The sequence below is a fragment of the Sorangium sp. So ce1504 genome (genome assembly GCF_051521635.1).
GTDB lineage: Bacteria > Myxococcota_A > Polyangia > Polyangiales > Polyangiaceae > Sorangium > Sorangium cellulosum_B.
In genome coordinates, this window is record NZ_CP150365.1 from 6,139,623 (window position 1) to 6,159,288 (window position 19,666).

At 71.2% G+C, this 19,666-nt stretch carries 8 protein-coding genes; 3 read left to right on the forward strand and 5 right to left on the reverse strand.

The window, feature by feature from the left end; genetic code table 11:
- Positions 1 to 138 precede the first annotated feature (138 nt).
- From WMF39_RS23030 to WMF39_RS23040, 3 genes are read right to left on the reverse strand one after another with little or no spacing between them, the layout of a single operon-like run.
- On the reverse strand, positions 139 to 957 hold the full coding sequence (locus tag WMF39_RS23030; protein ID WP_437747607.1) for a HugZ family protein: 819 nt from the start codon (positions 955 to 957) through the stop codon (positions 139 to 141).
- Positions 958 to 1,016: 59 nt separating this feature from the next.
- Positions 1,017 to 2,846 (reverse strand): radical SAM protein, encoded by a 1,830-nt coding sequence (locus WMF39_RS23035; RefSeq protein ID WP_437747608.1) that lies wholly within the window; start codon positions 2,844 to 2,846, stop codon positions 1,017 to 1,019.
- Positions 2,847 to 2,872: 26 nt separating this feature from the next.
- A complete protein-coding gene (locus WMF39_RS23040) occupies positions 2,873 to 4,156 on the reverse strand; it encodes a glycoside hydrolase family 1 protein (protein ID WP_437747609.1) in 1,284 nt (427 codons plus the stop codon).
- Positions 4,157 to 4,214: 58 nt separating this feature from the next.
- On the opposite strand from WMF39_RS23040, the gene WMF39_RS23045 reads away from it, so the two are divergent.
- The 3 genes from WMF39_RS23045 to WMF39_RS23055 all read left to right on the forward strand — a co-directional run bounded on the left by WMF39_RS23045 (position 4,215) and on the right by WMF39_RS23055 (position 7,703).
- Positions 4,215 to 4,979, forward strand: coding sequence for a tetratricopeptide repeat protein (locus tag WMF39_RS23045; protein ID WP_437747610.1), 765 nt, complete (start codon positions 4,215 to 4,217; stop codon positions 4,977 to 4,979).
- Positions 4,979 to 6,160 carry a PD-(D/E)XK nuclease domain-containing protein gene (locus WMF39_RS23050; protein WP_437747611.1) on the forward strand — a complete coding sequence of 394 codons (1,182 nt, stop codon included), beginning with the start codon at positions 4,979 to 4,981 and terminating at the stop codon, positions 6,158 to 6,160. The genes WMF39_RS23045 and WMF39_RS23050 overlap by 1 nt, the downstream gene beginning before the upstream one ends.
- 292 nt (positions 6,161 to 6,452) lie before the next feature.
- Positions 6,453 to 7,703, forward strand: a complete 1,251-nt coding sequence (locus WMF39_RS23055) for a zinc-dependent alcohol dehydrogenase (protein WP_437747612.1) — start codon at positions 6,453 to 6,455, stop codon at positions 7,701 to 7,703.
- A gap of 53 nt (positions 7,704 to 7,756) precedes the next feature.
- Here WMF39_RS23055 and WMF39_RS23060 read toward each other — a convergent pair whose 3' ends face one another.
- Both WMF39_RS23060 and WMF39_RS23065 read right to left on the reverse strand, forming a co-directional pair.
- Positions 7,757 to 13,450, reverse strand: coding sequence for a sensor histidine kinase (locus tag WMF39_RS23060; RefSeq protein WP_437747613.1), 5,694 nt, complete (start codon positions 13,448 to 13,450; stop codon positions 7,757 to 7,759).
- Positions 13,451 to 13,783: 333 nt separating this feature from the next.
- Positions 13,784 to 19,486: a sensor histidine kinase gene (locus WMF39_RS23065; RefSeq protein WP_437747614.1), complete on the reverse strand. Its 5,703-nt coding sequence runs from the start codon at positions 19,484 to 19,486 to the stop codon at positions 13,784 to 13,786.
- Between the last annotated feature and the right edge of the window lie 180 nt (positions 19,487 to 19,666).

A 19,666-nucleotide genomic window follows, 5' to 3' on the forward strand; every position in this document is an offset into this window, starting at 1 on the left:
CGTCAGGATCGCGCTCGGGTCAGCGGTGCATCGGCTCGGCGCCGGGGGGCGTGGCGCGCTCCGGGGCTGGCGCCGCCATGGCGGACGGCGGCCTCACCCACGCCGGCGGCGGCAGGAGGGCGCCCGCGCGGCGCGCCGCTAGGCGGTGCGGCCGCGGGCCTCGCGCACCAGCGCCACCATCGCCTTCCGCACCTCGTCCGTCCTCGATACGGGCGCGTCGAACGGGAGGCGTGCCGCCTTCGGCCCCGCCGGCGTGATGATATCCAGCTCGAAGCCGTAACGATCGACCGAGGTCATCGTGGCGCCGGTGGCGTCCTTGATCCCGGCGAGGACCTTCGCGTACGCGAGGACCGCGTCGGCGTGATCGGTGTTCATGTGCTCGAGGATGCCCGCGGTGTCGGCGGCGAGCGGATCGGGCTCGGCGGCCGCGTACGCGTCGGCCTCGACCCAGGACATGCGGCCGAAGCCGCCGACGTACCGGATCGACACCGGGTCGAGCCGGTAGAAAGAAAAGTCCGTGAAATCCACGTAGTACGACGCACGCGGGTGCGTCGCGAGGAAGCTCGTCCGGGCGGCGGCCGCCTCCGCGCCTTCGAGGGGGCGGCACGGGCCGATCAGCGTCATCCGGCCGAGCGCGAGCGGGTCGGCCAGGCCCTCGGCGGGCTCGGCGAGGAGCAGCGACGCCTCGGCGCGGACCTTGAGGTTGCCAGTGTGCTCGGCGAGCGCCGAGAGCAGCAGCAGCGGGCGCCCGTGCGCGTCCACGGTGACGGCGACGAGCGAGCCGTACGGATAACCGGCGGGATCCCGCGCGAGCGTGCACAGCGTGGCGGCGCGGGCCCGCTGCGCCAGCGTGCGGCAGCGCTCGGCGTGGCTCGGCGCCTTCGCGCCCTGGAGAGGTGGATCCGCCGCCGGCTCCGGGCCGGCGCCGGGGCGGCCGTGGTCTGTGCTCGTCGCCATGGAAGGGCGGGTAGCACGCCGGGAGGGCCGGAGGAACCGGGGCGCCGCGCCGCCCGGCGCTACGACGGCAGCACCCGGAGCCGCCCGCGCTGCGCCGCTGCGTCGCGGCCGGCGGTCTCGGCCGCGCGCGGCGGCGCGGGCCGCGCCACGGCCTGCGGCCACACGGCGAAGTCCTCCGGGAGCGGCCCGGGGAGCGCCGGCTGCGCCGTCCGCTCCAGGAGCTGGAAGTCGCAGCGCGCGACGAGATCCAGCGGGAGCCCCTTGCCCGGCCCGCCCTTCGCGAACCACGCGCGCGCCGCCTGCACGTTGCGGATGAGCACCGCGTGCTGCGGGTCGCGCTTCGCGGCCGCCGTGAAGTGGTCCTGCATCGCCTGCCAGTCGCGCCGGCCCGCGGCGACGCACGCGAGCGCGTTGAGAGCGAGCCCAGGCAGCGGATGGCCGAGCTCCAGCGCGCGCGCGGCGTGCCGCTCCGCGAGGTCGAGCTGCCCCGCGTCGAGGTAGGCGACGCCGAGCTCCAGGTGCGCCGCGTGGTGATCGCCGAGCCGCTCGAGGATCGCCAGGCGCTCCCCCACCCCCTCGCGGTAGACCTCGCGCAGCCCCTTGTTCCGCTCGAACCAGGCGCTCATCAGCGCCGTGTCCTCCTCCGAGGCGTCGAACGGCGTCTTGAGCTCCTGGAAGTCGCCGCGGAAATAGACGTCGCGCTGAAGCCAGCCGGCCGCCTCCGCGTCGTCGAAGTCGCGCGTGCCGGGGTAGATGGACAGGCACGAGAAGATGTACTGGTGCGGCCTCGCCGCCTCCAGGAACGCGAGCGTCTCCCGGAACGTCTCCGCCGTCTCGCCGCGGTTGCCCAGCATCATGTAGTAGCGGACCTGGATCCCGTACTTCTTCGCGAGCTCTGTCGACTCGATGATCTTCTTGACCGTGATCTTCTTGTCGATGTTCTTCAGGATGGACGGCGAGCCCGACTCGACACCGAGGCTCAGGCGCTGGCAGCCGGCGAGGCGCATCTCGCGGAGCAGCTCCTCGCCGAGGACGTCGACGCGCGTGTCGCAGCTCCACAGGAAAGAGATCTTCCGATCGCGGATGCCGCGGCAGATCTCGATGACGCGCTTGCGGTTCGTCGTGAAGGTGTCGTCCTTGATCTGGACCATCTTCACCGGCAGCTTCGCCACGGCGGCCTCGATGGAGTCGAGCACGTAGGGCACCGACTGGCCCCGGAAGCCGCGGCCCCAGGTCGCCTCGGCCCCGCAGAACGTGCACGCCCAGGCGCAGCCGCGCGAGGTCATCACGATGTGCGTGGCGAAGTGATCGTGCGGCGACGCGAGCGCGTCGAGCTCCTCGATCGCGGGCCGGGGCGGGCCGAGCTCGACCCGGCCGTCGACGCGGTACGCCGTGCCGGCGACGCCGAGCGCGGGCCGGCCGGCCTCGAGGCGCTCGAGGAGCTCGAGGAACGAGTGCTCGCTCTCGCCGAGCGTCACCGTGTCGATCTCGGGGTGGTGCCGCAGCATCTCGGCCGCGAGCGGGGTCGCGTGCGGCCCGCCGACGACGATGTGCGCTCCGGGGTGGAGCCGCCGGATGCACCGGGCGGTGAGCGCCACGCCGCGCCGGTTGGCGGTCCAGCACGACAGGCCGAACACGTCCGCGCCGAGCTCGCGCACGACCCGCTCGACCTGCGAGAACGGGTACGACGAGAGGTTCAGCACCTTCACCTGATGGCCCGCGCGGAGGGCCTGCGCGCCCAGCGAGAAGAGCCCGTACGGGGTCTGGTGGAAGTCCGGGTCGAGGTCGCCCTCGCGGTACTCGGCCGGCGGGCCGTCGCCGCTCGTGTCGGGCGCCTCCCCGGGCGCGGGGATCTTCCAGGGCGGTGGGTAGAGCAGCGCGATGCGCATCGATCCTGCCTTTCCGGTGCCGTCCGTCACGCGGGCGCGGCGCCGCGCTCGCTCCGCGCGCCGCCCGGGCCGTCTGCCTCGATGCGGCGCGCGCGCGCGATCCGGGCGTAGAGCTCGGCGCTCGGCCGCGGGCTGCGCTCCTGGGTCACGCGGTCGACCTCGACCAGCCCGAAGCGCGGGGCGTACCCCTCGGCCCACTCGAAGCCGTCGAGCAGCGACCAGTGCATGTACCCGCGCACGTCGACGCCGCGCTCGATGGCCCGCGCGACCTCCGCGAGGTGCCGCACGAGGAACCGCGGGCGCTGGTCGTCGTCGGCGTCGGCGATGCCGTTCTCCGTGATGTAGATCGGGACCCGGGCGCGGGGCCACCAGGCGTCGAGCACGTAGCCGAGCCCCTCCGGGTAGATCTCCCAGCCGAGATCGCTGACCTCCGCCCCCTCGGGGACGAGCCGCCGGAGGAACCCCGCGCGCGCGTGCGCCGCCGAGAAGCGGACCAGGTCACGGCTGTAGTAGTTCACGCCGAAGAAGTCGTGCAGGCCGCTGTCGCAGACGGCGCGCGCGAACGCGTCGTTGAACAGCCGCTCGAAGAGGGCCGCCCACATGCGGTCGGCGAGCCGCCCGAACCGCTCCGGCTCGATGACGCGCAGGTGGTGCGCGACGCCGACCGAGATGGAATGCCCGCGCCGGCCCGCGGCCTCGTGCATGGCGCGGTACATGGCGGCGTGGGCGCGGAAGAGGTTCTGGTGGGCGCGCACCGCCTCGACGGGCGAGCTCCGCGCCGGCGGCCAGACGCCGAGCAGGTGGGCCTGCAGGGCGAGCATGTTGGGCTCGTTGATGGTGACCCAGAGCTGGCACAGGTCGCCGAGCGCCTCGACGGCGCGCTCGGCGAAGCGCGAGAGGAGCGAAGGCAGATCCTGCGAGAGCAGGCCGCCCCGCTGCGCGACCCAGCGCGGCAGGGTGACGTGATGGACGGTGACCATCGGGGTGATCCCGGCGTCCCGGTGCGCGCCGAGCACGTCCCGGTAGTGGTCCCACGTGGCCGGATCGAACTCGCCCGGCTCCCGCTCGACGCGGGCCCACTCGATGGAGAGCCGGTGCGCCCCCATACAGAGCCGCGCCTGGAGCGCGACGTCCTCGCGGAAGCGATGCAGCTGGTCGCACGCGTCGTCCGGCGTGTCGCCGCCGCGGACGCGCCCCGGCTCGCGCGCGAACGCGGCCCAGTCGCTCTGCGCGCAGTGCCCCTCGACCTGTGTGGCGGAGGCGGCAGTGCCGAACAGGAACCCGTCCGGGAAGCGCAGATCCTCACCCATGAGCGCGCATCCTACGCGAACTCGCGCCGGGCGGCTGCCTTCCGGAGCAGCCGTCCGATTGCTCCAGGGGCCGGGCGCCGGTACGCTCGGCCCGGTGTGCGCGGCGCGGTGCGTAGATGCGGGAGGCGCGCGGCGGCGAGCGCGCGCCCTCGCCGCCGCCTCGCTCGCCGCGGCGCTGCTGCACGGGGCCGCGCCGGCCCGGGCGGACGGGGTCGGCTGGGCGACGGCCCAGGCCGCCGAGATGACGCGCCAGGCCGAGGCCCGCGCCGCGGCCGGCGAGGCCGACGTGGCGCTGCAGCGGTACCTGGAGGCGGTCCGCTTCGACGCGACCTACGGCCCGGCGTACCTCGGGCTGGGCGCGCTGTACGAGCGGGCGGGCGATCCGCGCGAGGCGGAGCGCGCGTACACCGTGGGGCTGGACCACGTGAGCGGCTTCGTCGAGGGCCACCGCGCCCGGGCGGCGCTGCGGTCGCGCGAGGGGCGGCGCGAGGAGGCGATCGCCGACCTGGAAGCGGCGGCGGCGCTCCGCGGCGACGACGGCAGGCTGCTCCAGGAGCTCGCGGCCGCGTACGTGGCGGCGGGCGCGCTGCCGGCTGCGCTCGGCGTCGCGCGGCGGCTCTCGGCGCTCGCCGCGCGGAACGGCGATCGCGCCCTCGCGGCCACGGCGACGACGCAGGCGCGCGCGCTGTCGGTGCTGGTCGGCGAGGCCGATCCCGTGCGCGCCGGCGGCGCCGATCGCGGCCCGGTCCGGCGCGCGCTCGCGCGGCACGCCGCGGCGCCTGCGCGGGGGAGCGCGGCGGATCGGCGGCGCGAAGGGCGGTGATGCCACGACGCCGGCCCGGCGAGTACGACGAGCCCATCCACGCCGGGTATCTGCACGGTTATGCGCCGAGGATCCTCGACTTCGTGCGCACGTTCCTCACCGAGGGGCTGAAGGGCAATCCGCACCTCCACAGGGCCGTCCTCACCGGCATCCTCCGGGTGGCGCGCGAGAGCATCTTCTCCGGGCTCAACAACGTGGTCGCCTATTCGCTCCTCCGATCGGACTTCAACACCTGCTTCGGGTTCACGGAGGCCGAGGTGGAGGCGCTGCTCGAGAAGGCGGGGCGGCGCGGCCTGCTGGAGGTGATCCGCGCCTGGTACAACGGGTACGACTTCGGCGGCGCCGTCATCTACAACCCCTGGTCGATCCTCAGCTTCCTCGAAGGGCAAGACCAGGATCCGCTCCCGTTCTGGCTCGGCACGAGCTCCAACGATCTCATCCAGAAGGTGATCGAGGAGCACGCCGTGACGCTGCAGCCCGCGCTGGAGGTGCTGATGGAGGGAGGCGAGATCGAGCGCGTGCTCGAGGAGAACGTGGCCATCGGCGACCTCGCGCAGAACGAAGATGCGCTGTTCGGGCTGCTGGTCTTCTCGGGATACCTGCGCGCCGAGAAGCGCTCGCGCGGCCACGGGGAGCAGCCCGCGCACGCCCTGAAGATCCCGAACCGCGAGGTGCGGCTGCTCTACACGGGCACGTTCCGCCGCTGGGCGGAGGCGCGGCTCAGGCGGCAGGGCAGCAGCATGCAACGACTCCTCGCCGCGCTCCTCTCGGGCGACGCGGCGGGGTTCGAAGCGGAGCTCCAGGCTTTCGTGGCCGGCGTGCTCTCGTACCACGACGCGACGAGGGTCGATCCGGAGGCGGTCTATCACGGCTTCGTCGCCGGCCTGCTCGCGGCGCTCGAGCCGGGCCATCAGGTGCGCTCCAACCGCGAATCCGGGCAAGGGCGGCTCGACGTGATGATCCGGCCGGTGCAGCCGGGCCGGCCTGGCGTCGTGCTCGAGCTCAAGGTCGCCCGCGCGTCGCGGGTCAGCCTTGAGCAGGCGCTCGACGAGGCCGTGGCGCAGATCCGGGCGCGCGACTACGCCGCCGAGCTCCGCGCGAGCGGCGCCGCGCCCATCTTCGCGATGGCCGTCGCGTTCGACGGTAAGGTCGTCCGCGTCCGGTCCGGGGAGCCCGGATAACCGGGCTCCCCTGCGGCGGGCGGCCCCGGACGGGGCAGATTGTCACGATCGCCCCGCCGCCCGAGGAGCAGCGCGCCGCGGATGCGAGCAGCGCGCCGGAGCCGGATCTCCCGGCGATGTCCCGCTGGCACCTCGGTTGCTCCACCCTCCGCGCCGCGGTTGCACGCGCAGGCTGGCACGGGATCGGCACGGACACGCGGCGTCCAGGACCTCGGCCATCTCTGCAGAGCGCGGCGGCCTGCGCCTCTCGGCCGGCCGGCGCGCCGCCCCCCGAGGGAGAAAGCGAGAACCCATGAAGGCGGTAGTGTTTCACGGCGTCGGCGACATCCGGATGGACGACGTCAAGGAGCCGAAGATCAAGGAGCCGACCGACGCGATCCTCCGGATCACGGCGAGCGCCATCTGCGGGACCGATCTCCACTTCGTCCGCGGCACGATGCCGGGGATGGTGCCGGGCACGGTCCTCGGCCACGAGGCGGTCGGCGTCGTCGAGGAGCTCGGCGCCGACGTGCGGAACCTGAAGAAGGGCGATCGCGTCGTCGTGCCCTCGACGATCGCGTGCGGCTACTGCTCGTACTGTCGCGCCGCGTACTACGCGCAGTGCGACAACGCGAACCCGAACGGCAAGCACGCGGGCACGGCGTTCTTCGGCGGCCCCGCCATGTCGGGCCCGTTCGACGGGCTGCAGGCCGAGCTCGCGCGCATCCCCTTCGCGGGCGTCGGCCTCGTCAAGCTGCCGAACGGCGTCAGCGACGACCAGGCCATCCTGCTCTCCGACATCTTCCCGACGGCGTACTTCGGCGCCGAGCTCGCCGAGATCAAGCCCGGCGACACGGTCGCGATCTTCGGCTGCGGCCCCGTCGGCCTGTTCACGATCGCGAGCGCCAAGCTCATGGGCGCGGGGCGCATCCTCGCCGTCGATCGCGTGCCCGACCGGCTCGAGATGGCGCGCGAGCAGGGCGCCGAGACCATCGACTTCTCCGCCGAGGACCCGATCGAGGCCATCCTGCGCCTCACCGGCGGCATCGGCGTGGACCGGGCGATCGACGCCGTGGGCGTCGACGCCGAGCGCCCGCACGAAGGCCCCGCCCACAAGGAGGCGAAGCAGCAGGCCAAGGCGTTCGACCTCGAGGTCAAGCAGATCGCCCCCAACGCGCGGACCACGGGCGACGCCTTCCGCGCCGGCGACGGGCCGTCGCAGGTGCTGCAGTGGGCCGTCCGGTGCGTGGCCAAGGCGGGGACCATCGCGGTCATCGGCGTCTATCCGCAGACGTCGCGCACGTTCCCCATCGGAGAGGCCATGAACAAGAACCTCACCCTCCAGATGGGCAACTGCAATCACAGGAAGTACATCCCGAAGCTCGTGGACCTCGTGCAGACCGGCCAGGTGGATCCCACCACGATCCTCACCAAGAAAGCGCCCCTGGAGTCGGCTGTCGACGCCTACAAGGCCTTCGATCGGCGAGACGCCGGGTGGGTGAAGGTCGAGCTCCGCCCGTCGCGGGCGGGGGCGCCTGCCCACCTGGACCGCGCCGTCGCATAGCGCGGCGCCGCCTGCTCAAGGCGGCGCCGCGCCCACCCCCCTGAAAGCGGCGCTCAGCTCGGCAGAGCGCTCGGCTCGACGGTGCGCGGCGGCCCGGCGCGCGGCAGCTCGACGATGAACGTCGCCCCGGCGCCGGGCGCGCTCTGGACACGGATCGAGCCGCCGTGCGCCTCCGCGATCCTGCGGCTGATGTACAGCCCGAGCCCCAGCCCGCCGTAGTGCCGGTTGGACACGGCGCGCTCGAAGCGCTCGAAGATCCGCTCCTGGCGCGCCGGATCGACGCCGATCCCGTGATCCCTGACCGAGAGCCACGCTATCCCGGCCTCCTCGCCGAGGACGACCTCGATGGGCTTGCCCGCGCCGAACTTGATCGCATTGGCGAGGAGGTTCGTCACGATCTGATCGACGCGGGAGCGATCCCACCGGCCCACGATCCGGCCGCCGTCCCGGAGCGAGACCGAGCACCCGGCGCGCTCCAGATCGTGCCTGAACCGCGCGACCACGTCGCGGGCGACCTCCCCGAGGTCGACCTCGGCGACGCTGAGCCTCAGCCGAGCCGCGTCGATCTGCGAGACATCGAGGAGCTCGCTGTTCAGGCGGGTCAGGCGCGCTCCCTGCCGCAGCGCGCGGTCGACCTGCCTGCCCATGGCCTGCGGGTCCCAGATCCGACCCGACCGGATGGCCCGCTCCATCGCCTCGAGCGTGAGCGTGAGCGACGTCATCGGCGTGTTGAGCTCGTGCGTCGCCACGGTCAGGAACTCGTCCCGCATCCGGACGGCCTCCTGAGCAGCACGGTAGAGCCGCGAATTGTCGATCGCCATCGCCGCCCGGCGCGCCACTTCCTGCACGAGCTCGAGATCGGCGTCCCCGTAGCGGCGCCCCGGCACGGACGAGACGACGTTCAGCGCCCCGAGCGGTTGTCCCCGCGTCACGAGCGGCACGGTGATGGAGCTCTGTGTCCCGAGCTCGCGGAGGAGCCTCGCGTGCCCGTCGTCCTCGGCGTATCGCCGGAGGACCTCGTCCGAGATCTCGGGGAGCAGGAGCGGCTCACAGTCCCTGACGGCGCGGGCCGCCGGGTGGGGCGAATCCCGGCCAGGAGGGTATCGCCGTCGTAGCTCGGCGAGCAAAGGCTGCTTCGCAGGATCTCTGTGGGCCGAGGCCGCGAGTCGGGTCTCTCCACCATCGACGACATCGATGATGCACCAGTCGCAGAACGATCGCACGGACTGCCGCGCGAGCCGCGACAGCGTCTCCCCGTAATCGAGCGATCCGGAGAGGATCGCCCCGGCCTCGGCCAGGAAGGCCGCGCGCCGCTCGGCCGTCTCTGCGGCGGTCCGCGCGGACTGCTCCTTGGCGAGGAGCCGCGCGTTCTCCAGGGAGATCGCCGCCTGCGAGGCGAGGAGCGAGAGCGCGGTGAGCCGATCCCGCGTGAACGCGCCGGCGAGGAGGTTGTTCTCGAGGAAGAGCAGGCCCACCACCTCGGCCCGCCTCAGGATGGGCATGCAGAGGAGCGATTTGGGCCGACTCCGCGCGAAGTAGCCGTCGCCGGAGAATGTGCCCGCATCGGCGGCCGCGTCGTGCAGGATGACGCGCTCCCCGGTCCGCCACACGTAGTCGACGAGCGACGAGGGGAGGCGCTGCGAGGAATCCACCGGCGCCGACTCGAGGGTGCTCACCACCGCCCCTCCTTCCTTGAGCGCGGCCTCCGCTTCGATCGAGAGCCTGCCGTCCTGACTCAGGAGGATGCAGGCCCTCTGCGCGCCGCCCTGCTCGAGCACGACCTCGAGCAGCGTGCGCAGGAGCCTGTCGAGGATGATCTCGCCCGAGATGGCCTGCGAGGCCTTGGTCACCGAGAGCAGGTCGAACTGCTCGGGCCGAGCCGCGAAGGTGGCGGTGAACGGGGTGGGCCTCGGCTCGCGGAGGCGCGGATTCTCCCTGTCGATCTGCGCCACCTTGCCGTCAGCGCCCCAGCGGGCGTAGCAGGTCCGCGCGTCGCCGAGGGTTGTGTCGGCGAACCTGTCGAGCCCCCGCGCTCGGTAGAACCGAGACGCGACCTCGCAAGCGACCGCCTCGTTGTGGACGAAGCCGCCATCGTGGGCCGAGCGGATGGCTTCTTCGTAGAGGCGCTCGGCGTCGAGATACCGGCCTTCGATGCGCGCGATCTCGGCGGCGACCAGCGCCGCGCGGTTCCCGAAGTTCTCGGGACAGTTCGTCGCCCATACCTCGAGCTGCTTGTGGTGGGCGACGATGGCATCCAGGTGCCGGGGCCGCTCGTCGGCGGTCGCCGCGTCGTGGTGCGCTGCCCGCGCGAGCGCGCCGTAGAAATGGTACTCCGCCGCCTCGAAGAACGACGCCGACGACCCGAGGAGCGGCGCTGCCTTCGACGCCGCCTCGATGGCGGACGCGTGGTCGCCCGCGAAGAAGCGCCCTTGCAGCTTGCGGATCCAGTACCAGCAGGCGGCGACCGTCAGGGTGGGATCGCTCATGACGTGCTGCTCGAACCGGCCCTCGTCGAACTCCGCGTCGTTGAAGGTGGAGAAGTCCGGCGAGAGGCCCCGGAGTGTCCGGATGAGCCGGCGGTTTCCGGTGAAGAGGTCGACGATGAGATCGAACCTCGCCCTCCGCGCGAACTCGAGCTCTCTCTTGGCCTCGCGCTGCACTTCATCGAGCACATCGCCGTCCGAGAGCAGGAGCGAGACCAGGGAGCTGCCGGCATAGGCAACATACGCGAGATCGCCGGTCTCCTGCGCCGCGTCGCGGGCGCGTCGCATGAGCTCGACGCTGGCGCGCAGGTGCCTCGTCCAGGGCAGGACCATGAACGCGAAGGTCGAGTAGACGCGGGCCTTGAAGCGGAGCAGCCCGTGCTTCTCCACCAGATCGAAGCCCAGCTTGCCGAAGCGGTACGCCGCCTGGTAGTCGCCGAAGCGCGGGCCGAGGCACGTGCTGAGGTAGGCGTAGGCGCAGCACGAGGCGTCGCTGTTGCCCTGCGTGATGCTGAGGTTCACGGCGCGACCCAGGATGAGGGCGAGCAGGTTGGCATCGGTGAAGTGCGCTGGCGCTATGGTCGACGTGAGGACGTCCACGGTCGCCCGCGAGACCGGATCGGTCATCGGGGGCAGGTCGATGAGCTCCTCGATCGAGCGGCTCCCGAGCCGCTCCCATACCCCCTCGTATTCCCTCTGGACCTCCTCGTCCGTCGGGTGCGGCGACCACGAGACGCCGACGCGCCGGAGGTATTCAAGGCAGGCCCCGACGGCGCGGTCGCTCCAGGTGAGGGTCGTGAAGAGCTCGACGCGCGTGCGCGCGACGGAGGCCGCCTCGACGAGGTCCCGCGCGCGGCGCCAGAGCGAGGAGAGCCGCTCCTCCGCCGCCGGGGCGCCGGTGACGATCTCGCACTCGGCCAGGTGGAGCTCGATCGCGAAGGCGAGCTCGTACCGCGTGTCCCAGCTCTCCCCGCCCAGGAGCTCGGCGCCGACCGTGAGATAGCTCAGCGCCGAGGCGTAGGCCGTGGCTCTCCTGGCGCGCTCGCCCGCGACGAGGTTGAGCTCGGCCACACGCTCGCGCTCCTCTCGCGCCGTGATCAGCGCGGCGCCGCGGTTGAGCTGGCTCACGATCTCGAAGATCTTTTCCTCGAGCTCCTCGGGCGGCGTCCGCGACGAGAGCAGACGGCCGATCCCGAGGTGCATCGCCGCCCGCTCGCCCTCGGGGATGAGCGAATAGGCCGCCTCCTGGATGCGGTCATGGAGAAACCTGTACGTGCCATCCGTGCGGAGGACGAGCCCTGCGCGGACGGCCTCCCAGAGGACCGCGTGCAACGCCCCCTCCGAGCGGCCATGAACCATCGCCAGGGGCGCGATCTCGGCGGAGTTTCCCAGACAAGCGAGCTGCTTCAATGCGTCCTGGGTGCTGGCAGGGAGCCGCATGAGCTTCCCGACCATCAGGGCCACCACGTTGTCGGTGAAGCCCTTGGCACGGATCTTCGTGAGGTCCCACCGCCAGACCTCTGCGTAGACGTCGAACTCGATCAGGCGCTCCTCGTGGAGCGCCATGAAAAACTGGATCGCGAAGAAGGGATTGCCAGCCGTCTTCTCGTGGACGAGGTCCGAGAGCGGCGCGGCGTCCTCGCGGCGGCAGTGGAGCGTGTCGCTGACGAGCTCCCTGAGGTGCTCGCGAGAGAGCGGGCCGAGCACGATCTCCGAGACGCTCGCGCCCCCCTTCCGCATCTGATCGAGCGCCAGCATCAGCGGGTGGGAACGGGTCACCTCGTTGTCGCGGTACGCGCCGATGACGAGCAGACAGCGCGTCTCGGGATCCGTCATCAGATCCTCGAGGAGCCCGAGGCTCGCCGGATCGGCCCACTGGAGATCGTCGAGAAAGAGCGCGAGGGGGCGCGCCTTCCGGGTGAACACCCCGATGAAACGCCGGAACACGACGCGGAACCGGCTCTGCGCCTCGGCCAGCGGCAGCGCGGCGACCGGCGGTTGCCGCCCGATGACGAGCTCGACCTGCGGGATCACGTCCACGATGAGCTGTCCGTTGACCCCGAGGGCGGCGCGCAGCCGATCCCGGACGGCCGCGAGCCGCTCCTCGCTCTCGGCGAGGAGCTCGAGCACCAGCTCCCGGAAGGCCTGGACGATCGTCGAGTACGGGATATCGCGCTTCTGCTGGTCGAACTTCCCCGAGATGAAGAATCCCCGCTCGCGGACGATCGGCTTGTGCAGCTCGCTCACCAGCGCAGACTTGCCGATCCCGGAATAGCCCGAGACGAGGACGGTCTCGGGGGATCCCGTGCCGACCACGCGCTCGAAGGCGGAGAGCAGCGCGACGACCTCGTCCTCGCGACCATAGAGCTTCTGAGGGATCTGGAAGCGGCCCGAGACATCGTGCGCCGCCAGGGGGAACGGCTCGAGCTTGCCGGTGGCCCGGAGCTCGACCAGGCACCGCTCCAGGTCGTGCTGGAGGCTGCTGGCGGTCTGGTAGCGATCCTCCGCCATCTTGGCGAGGAGCTTCAGGACGATCGCGGAGAGGATCTCGGGCAGCTCCGGGACGTGCGCGGAGGGCGGATGCGGGGCGCGGGCGACATGGCAGTGCACCCACTCGGGTGGATCCCGCGCCTCGAAGGGCAGGCGCCCGGTGAGCATCTCGTAGAAGGTGACGCCAAGGGCGTAGAGATCGGCGCGGCTGTCGATCGCCCGGTTCATTCGCCCTGTCTGCTCCGGGGACAGGTACGGCAAGGAGCCCTCGATGAGCCGCGCAGGCCCCGCCGGCGCCTGCTCGCGGGAGAGGCAGGACGCCAGGCCGAAGTCGGTGAGCTTGACCTGGCCGGTGGCCGCGTTGACGAGGATGTTCTGCGGTTTGAGATCCTTGTGAAGGATGCCCCGCTCGTGGAGCGCCGCCACGCCGGCCACGATGCGGACCGCGAGGTCGAGGAACCGCTCGGTTTGCATCGGCGCGCCGATGAAGTGATCGAGCGACTCGCCGCCGAAATCCTCCATGACGAGCGCCGGCACCCCCTCGTACGTCTCGAGGGCCAGCGGCTTCACGATGGCCTCGTGGTTCAGCATCTTGCCGATCGCGTACTCGTTCTTCAGGTGCTCGACGTCCTGCGGGCGGCTGCGCCTCGGGTCGATGATCTTCAAGATCACCGAGCGGCCATCGGCGCTCCGGACCGCTCGGAGCAGGCGGGTCCTCAGGCCCTCGTGGAGGGTCTCGACGATCGTGTATGGCGAGGCGGTGCTCACCCCCATGGGGAAGGCACTCCGTGGAGCGCTGGCGCCCGGCGGCCTGGCGGCCCCTGGGGGCTGCCGTCAGCGCCGGAGCGCTCGAGTCCGCGCGCCTTGCCGAGACGACGTAACCACACGATCGGCGTGAGCGCATGGCGCCCGCCGGGGACCGCATTCTCTGTCACGGCCTCCCACGATCGTGTCACCTCAGCACCCCCTCGATCGATAGGTACCACGGGTCAGGCCCGGCAGTTCCGCGGTGCACGTCGCGGGCCCCGACGAGCAGGGAGCTCCATGCTCTCGTGAACGCCCGCCCGCATCCTTCGGCACCCGCATCCGCCGCCGCCTGCAGCTGGGCTACCCGCTCGACGCTGCGCGTCTCTCCATCTCCGTGCGCGGGGGCCCCGCACGCGGGAGCTCGACGATGAACGTCGCCCCGGCGCCGAGCGCGCTCTCGACGCGGATCGACCCGCCGTGCGCCTCCGCGATCCTGCGGCTGATGTACAGGCCGAGCCCCAGCCCGCCGTAGTGCCTGTCCGACACCGCGCGCTCGAACCGCTCGAAGATCTGCCCCTGGCGCGCCGGGTCGATCCCGATCCCGTGGTCCCGGACCGAGAGCCGCGCCGTCCCCGCCTCCTCGTCGACGGAGATCTCCACGGGCTTGCCCGCCCCGAACTTGATCGCGTTTGCGAGCAGGTTCGAGACGATCTGGTCCACGCGGGAACCATCCCAGAGGCCCACGATCCGGCCGCACTCCCGCAGCGAGACCGAGCACCCGGCGCGCGCCAGATCCAGATTGAATCGCGCGAGCACGTCGCGGACGACCGCCCCGAGGTCCACCTCCTCGACCTCGAGCGAGAGCCGATCCCCGTGGATCCGCGAGACGTCGAGCAGCTCCCTGTTCAGGCGGGTCAAGCGCGCCGCCTGCCGCAGCGCGCGGTCGACCTGCCGGCCCAAGGCCTGCGGGTCCCAGGAGCGGCCCGCTCGCAGCGCCCTATCCACGGACTCGAGCGTCAGCGTGAGCGACGTCAACGGCGTGTTGAGCTCGTGCGTCGCCACGGTCAGGAACTCGTCCCGCGCACGGATGGCCTCCTGGGCAGTGTGGTAGAGCCGCGCATTGTCGATCGCGATGGCGGCCCGGCGCGCCACTTCCTGGATGAGCTCGAGGTCGGCGCCCCCGTAGCGGCGCCCCGGCGCGGACGAGGCGACGCTCAGCACCCCGATCGCCTGTCCCCGCGCCACGAGCGGTACGGTGATGAAGCTGTGGGTCCCGAGCTCGCGAATGAGCCTCGCCTTCCCGTCGTCCTCGCAGTAGTCCCGGAGGACTGCCTCGGAGACTTCGGGGACCAGGAGTGGCTCGCCGCTCCGCAGGACCCTGGCCGCCGGGCGGGGCGAATCCCGGCGAGGAGGATATCGCCGCTCTAGCTCCTCGAACAACGACTCCTTCGCAGGGTCTCTGTGTGCCCATGAGATCCGCCGGATCTCTCCGTCTTCCACCAGGTCGATTATGCACCAGTCGCAGAGCGATCGCACCGATAGCCGTGCGAGGCGCGAGAGCGTCTCGGCGTAATCGAGCGACCCGGCGAGGATCTCCCCGGCCTCGGCCAGGAAGGCCGCGCGCCGCTCCGACGCCTCGGCCGCGGTCCGCGCGGCCTGCTCCGTGGAGAGCAGCCGCGCGTTCTCCAGGGAGATCGCTGCTTGCGTGGCGAGGAGCGAGAGGGCGGTGAGCCGATCCTGCGTGAACGCGCCGGCGAGGAGGTTGTTCTCGAGATAGAGCAGACCCACCACCTCGGCCTGCCTCAGGATGGGCACGCAGAGGAGCGACTTGGGCCTAACCTGCGTGAAGTACTCGTCGCCGGAGAACTTGCCCGCGTCGGCGGCGGCGTCGCTCAGGATGACGCGCTCCTTCGTCCGCTGCACATAGCGGACGAGCGACATGGGGACGCGCCGCGAGAGCTCCTCCGCCTTCGGCGGGAGGAGGGTCGTCGCCGCCCCTTTCTCTTCGAGGGTGGCCTCCGCTTCGATGGAGAGGCGCTCGTCCTGGCACAGGAGGAGGCAAGCCCTCTGTGCGCCGCCCTGCTCGAGGACGACCGTGAGCAGCGTGCGGAGCAGCTTGTCGAGGACGATCTCGCTCGACAGGCTCTGCGATGCCTTGGTCACCGAGAGCAGGTCGAGCTGCTCGGACCGCGCCGCGAAGGTGGCGGCCTGGGCGAGCGGCCTCGTATCCCAGAGATGCGGATTCTGCTGGTCGATCTGCTGGACCTTGCCGTCCGCCCCCCAGCGGGCGTAACAGGCGCGCGCCTCGCGGAGGTACGTGGCGGCGATCAGGTCGAACCCTCGCGCCCGGTAAAACCTCGACGCGATCTCGTAGGCGAGCGCCTCGTTGTGGACGAAGCCGCTGTCGCGCGCGGCGCGGATCGCCTGCTCGTACAGCTGCGCCGCCTTCTCCCATTCGCTGTCGACGCGCGCGACCTCGGCGCCGACCAGCGCCGCGCGATGGAGGAAGTTCTCGGGGCAGCTCGAAGCCCAGACCTTGAGCTGCTCGTGGTGCGCGAGGAGCTCCATGACATCCTGGGGCCGCTCGCCGGCAAATGGAGGTGCCGCGTCGTGGCGCGCTGCCCGCGCGAGCGCGCTGAAAAAGTGGTGCTCGGCGACCTCGGGGAACGACGGCGACGTCCAGAGGAGCCGCTGCGCCTTCGCGGTGGCCTCGAGGGCAGAGGCGTAGTCACCTGCGTAAAAACGCGCTCGCAGCTTGCAGATCCAGTACCAGCACGCGGCGATCGAGAGGCGCGGATCGCCCTCGAGGTGCCGCTCGAACCGGCCCTCGTCGAAGTGGTCATCGTTGAAGGAGGCGAAATCCGGCAAGAGCCCCCGGAGCGTCCGGATGAGCCTGAGCTTTCCGGTGATGGAGTCGACAATGAGGCCGAACTTGGCCTTCCGCGTGAACTCGAGCGCGCGCTCGGCCTCTCGCTGCACCTCGCCGAGCAAATCTCCTTCGATGAGGAGGAGACTGATCAAGGCGTCGCACAGATAGGACGAATACGTGAGATCGCCGGCCTCCTGCGCCGCGTGAAAGGCGCGCCGCAATGGATCGAGGCTGGTGCGCACGTGCCTCGTCCAGGGGTTGACGGCGTACCAGAAGGCCAGATAGACGCGGGCCTTGAAGCGGAGCATCGCGCGCTTCTCCACCAGGTCGAGGCCGAGCCTGCCGAAGCGGAACCCCGCCCGGTAGTCGCCGAAGCGTGGCCCGAGGAGCGAGCCGAGCCGGACGTACGCGAGGCACGATGCGTCGCTGTTGCCATGCTCGAGGCTGAGGTTCACCATGCGAGCGACCACGAGGATCAGCAGGTTCTGGTCGGAGAAGCAGGCCGGCCCCTCGCACCACGAGAGGACGTCGATGGTCGTGCGGCAGTCCGGATCGGTCATCGGGGGCAAGTCGAAGAGCTCCTCGATCGGGCGGCCCTCGAGCTTTTTCAAAATCCGCTCGTACTCCTGCCGGACCTCCGCGTCCGACGGGTGCGGCGACCACTCGACGCCGACGCGCCGGAGGTATTCGAGGCATGCCTCCACGCTGCGGTCGATCTGATCCAGGGTCGTGTAAACGGCCATGCGCGCGCACGTGACGGCGCCGAAGTCGACGAGGTTCCGGGCGCGGCGCGAGAGCACAGAGAGCCGCTCCTCCGCCGCCGAGAGCTCGCCGGTCAGGAACTCACACTCGGCCCGGTGGAGCTCGAGCGCGAAGATGAGCTCGTAGCGGAGGGACCAGCCGTCCTCGGCCAGGAGCGCCGCGCCAGCGGTGAGGTACGCCAGCGCCGACGCATAGGCGGTCGACGCCTTGGCGCGCTTGCCCGCGACGAGGTTGAGCTCGGCGACCCGTTCTCGCTCCTCCCACGACGTGATGAGCCCGACGCCGCGGTTGAGCTGGTTCACGACCTCGAAGATCTTCTCCTCGAGGTCCTCCGGCGCCGTGCGCGACGCGAGAAGCCTGCCTAACTCGAGGTGCATCGCCGCCCGCTCGTCTTCGGGGATGAGCGAATAGGCGGCGTCCTGGACCCAGTCGTGGAGGAACTTGTACGTGTCGTCCAGGCGCAGGACCAGCCCCGCGCGGACGGCCTCCCAGAGCTGCGCGTGCATGTCCTCCTCCGAGCCGCCATGAACCAGCGCCAGCAGGGCGACGTCTGCGGTGTTTCCCAGGCAGGCGAGCTGCGTCAGCGCTCCCTGGGCGCCCTCCGGCAGCCGCGCGAGCTTGCCGACCATCAGGGCCGCCACGTTGTCGGTGAAGCCCTTTTCGCGGATCCTCGCAACGTCCCACCGGAAGGCCTCGGCCCGCTCGTCGAATTCGATCAGCCGCTCTTCGTGCAGCGCCGTGAGGAACTGGATCGCGAAGAAGGGGTTGCCGGCCGTCTTCTCGTGGACCAGGTTCGACAGCGGCGCGGCGTCTTCGCGGGAGCAGTGGAGCGCGTCGCTGACGAGCGCGGCGAGGTGCTCTCGGGAGAGCGGGCCGAGCACGATGTCCGAGATGCGCGCGCCCTCCTTCCGCAGCTGGTCGAGCGCCAGCGTGAGCGGGTGCGAGGGAGGCACCTCGTTGTCGCGGTACGCGCCGATGACGAGCAGATGGCGCGTCTCGGGGTGCGTCACCAGATCATGAAGGAGGCCGAGGCTCGCCGAATCGGGCCACTGGAGGTCGTCGAGAAAGAGCGCGAGGGGGTGCTCCTTCCGGGCGAACACCCCGATGAAGCGCCGGAAGACGACGCGGAACCGGTTCTGCGCCTCGGTCAACGGGAGCTCTGGAACCGGCGGTTGCCGGCCGATGACGAGCTCGACCTGGGGGATGACCTCCACCATGAGCTGTCCGTTGATCCCGAGGGCGTCGAGCAGCCGCTGCCTCCAGGCCGCCATCTGGTCCTCGTTCTCGGCGAGGATCTCGAGCACGGCCTCCCGGAAGGCCTGGACGAGCGTCGAGTATGGGATATCGCGCTTGTATGGATCGAACTTGCCCGAAAGGAAGAGGGCTCGCTCCCGGATGACCGGCCTGTAGAGCTCGTAGACCAGCGCCGACTTGCCGATGCCGGAATAGCCGGAGACCAGGACGAGCTCGGGGGATCCCGTGCCCACCACGCGCTCGAACGCGCGCAGCAGCGCAGCGACGTCGTGGTCGCGATTGTAGAGCTTCTGAGGGATCTGCAAGCGGCTGGAGACATCGCGCTCGGCCAGGGGAAAGGGCTCGATGCCGCCGGTGGCTCGCCACTGCGAAAGGCACCGATCGAGGTCGTGCTTGAGGCCGCGGGCGGTCTGGTAACGATCCTCCGCCATCTTGGCCAGGAGCTTCAGGACGAGCGCCGAGACGACCTCGGGCAGCTGCGGGACGAGCGTGGAGAGCGGCGGCGGGGCGCGGGCGACGTGGCAGTGCACCCACTCGAGCGGGTCGCGCGCCTCGAACGGCAGGCGCCCGGTGAGCATCTCGTAGAACGTGACGCCGAGAGCATAGAGGTCGGTGCGGCTGTCGATCGCCCGGTTCATCCGCCCCGTCTGCTCCGGAGACAGGTACGGCAAGGAGCCCTCGATGAGCCGGGGAGGCCCTGCCGGCGGCTGCTCGCGGGGGAGGCGGGACGCGAGGCCGAGGTCGGTGAGCTTGACCTGGCCGGTGGCTGCGTTGACGAGGATGTTCTGGGGCTTGAGATCCTTGTGGATGATGTCCCGCTGGTGGAGCTCCGCCACGGCGGCCACGATACGAACCGCGAGGTCGAGGAACCGCTCGACCTCCACGGGCACATCCATGAAGTGGTCGAGGAACGCGCCGCCGAAATCCTCAAGGACGAGCGCCGGCAGCCCGTCGTACATCTCGAGGGCGAGCGGCGCCACGATGGCCTCGTGGTTCAGCATCGTGCCAATCGCGTACTCGTGCTTCAGGCGCTCGATGTCCTTCGGGCGGCTGCGCCGCGGGTCGAGGACCTTCAAGATCACCGAGCGGCCATCGGCGTTCCGGACCGCACGAAGCAGGCTGGTCCTTTGGCCCTCGTGGAGGGTCTCGGTGACCGTGTAGGGGGAGGCAGTCTTCATGGGGAAGACACACCGTGAAGCGCCGGCGTCCGGCGGCTTGGCGGGACATGGCGGCTGTCGTCGACGCCGGAGCGGTCGAGTCCGCGCACCTCTCCGACACGGCCCAACCATACGACCGGACTGAGCGCCTGGCTCCCGCCCGGCAGCACGCTTCCAGCCAAGTTCTCCCTCAGTCGTACC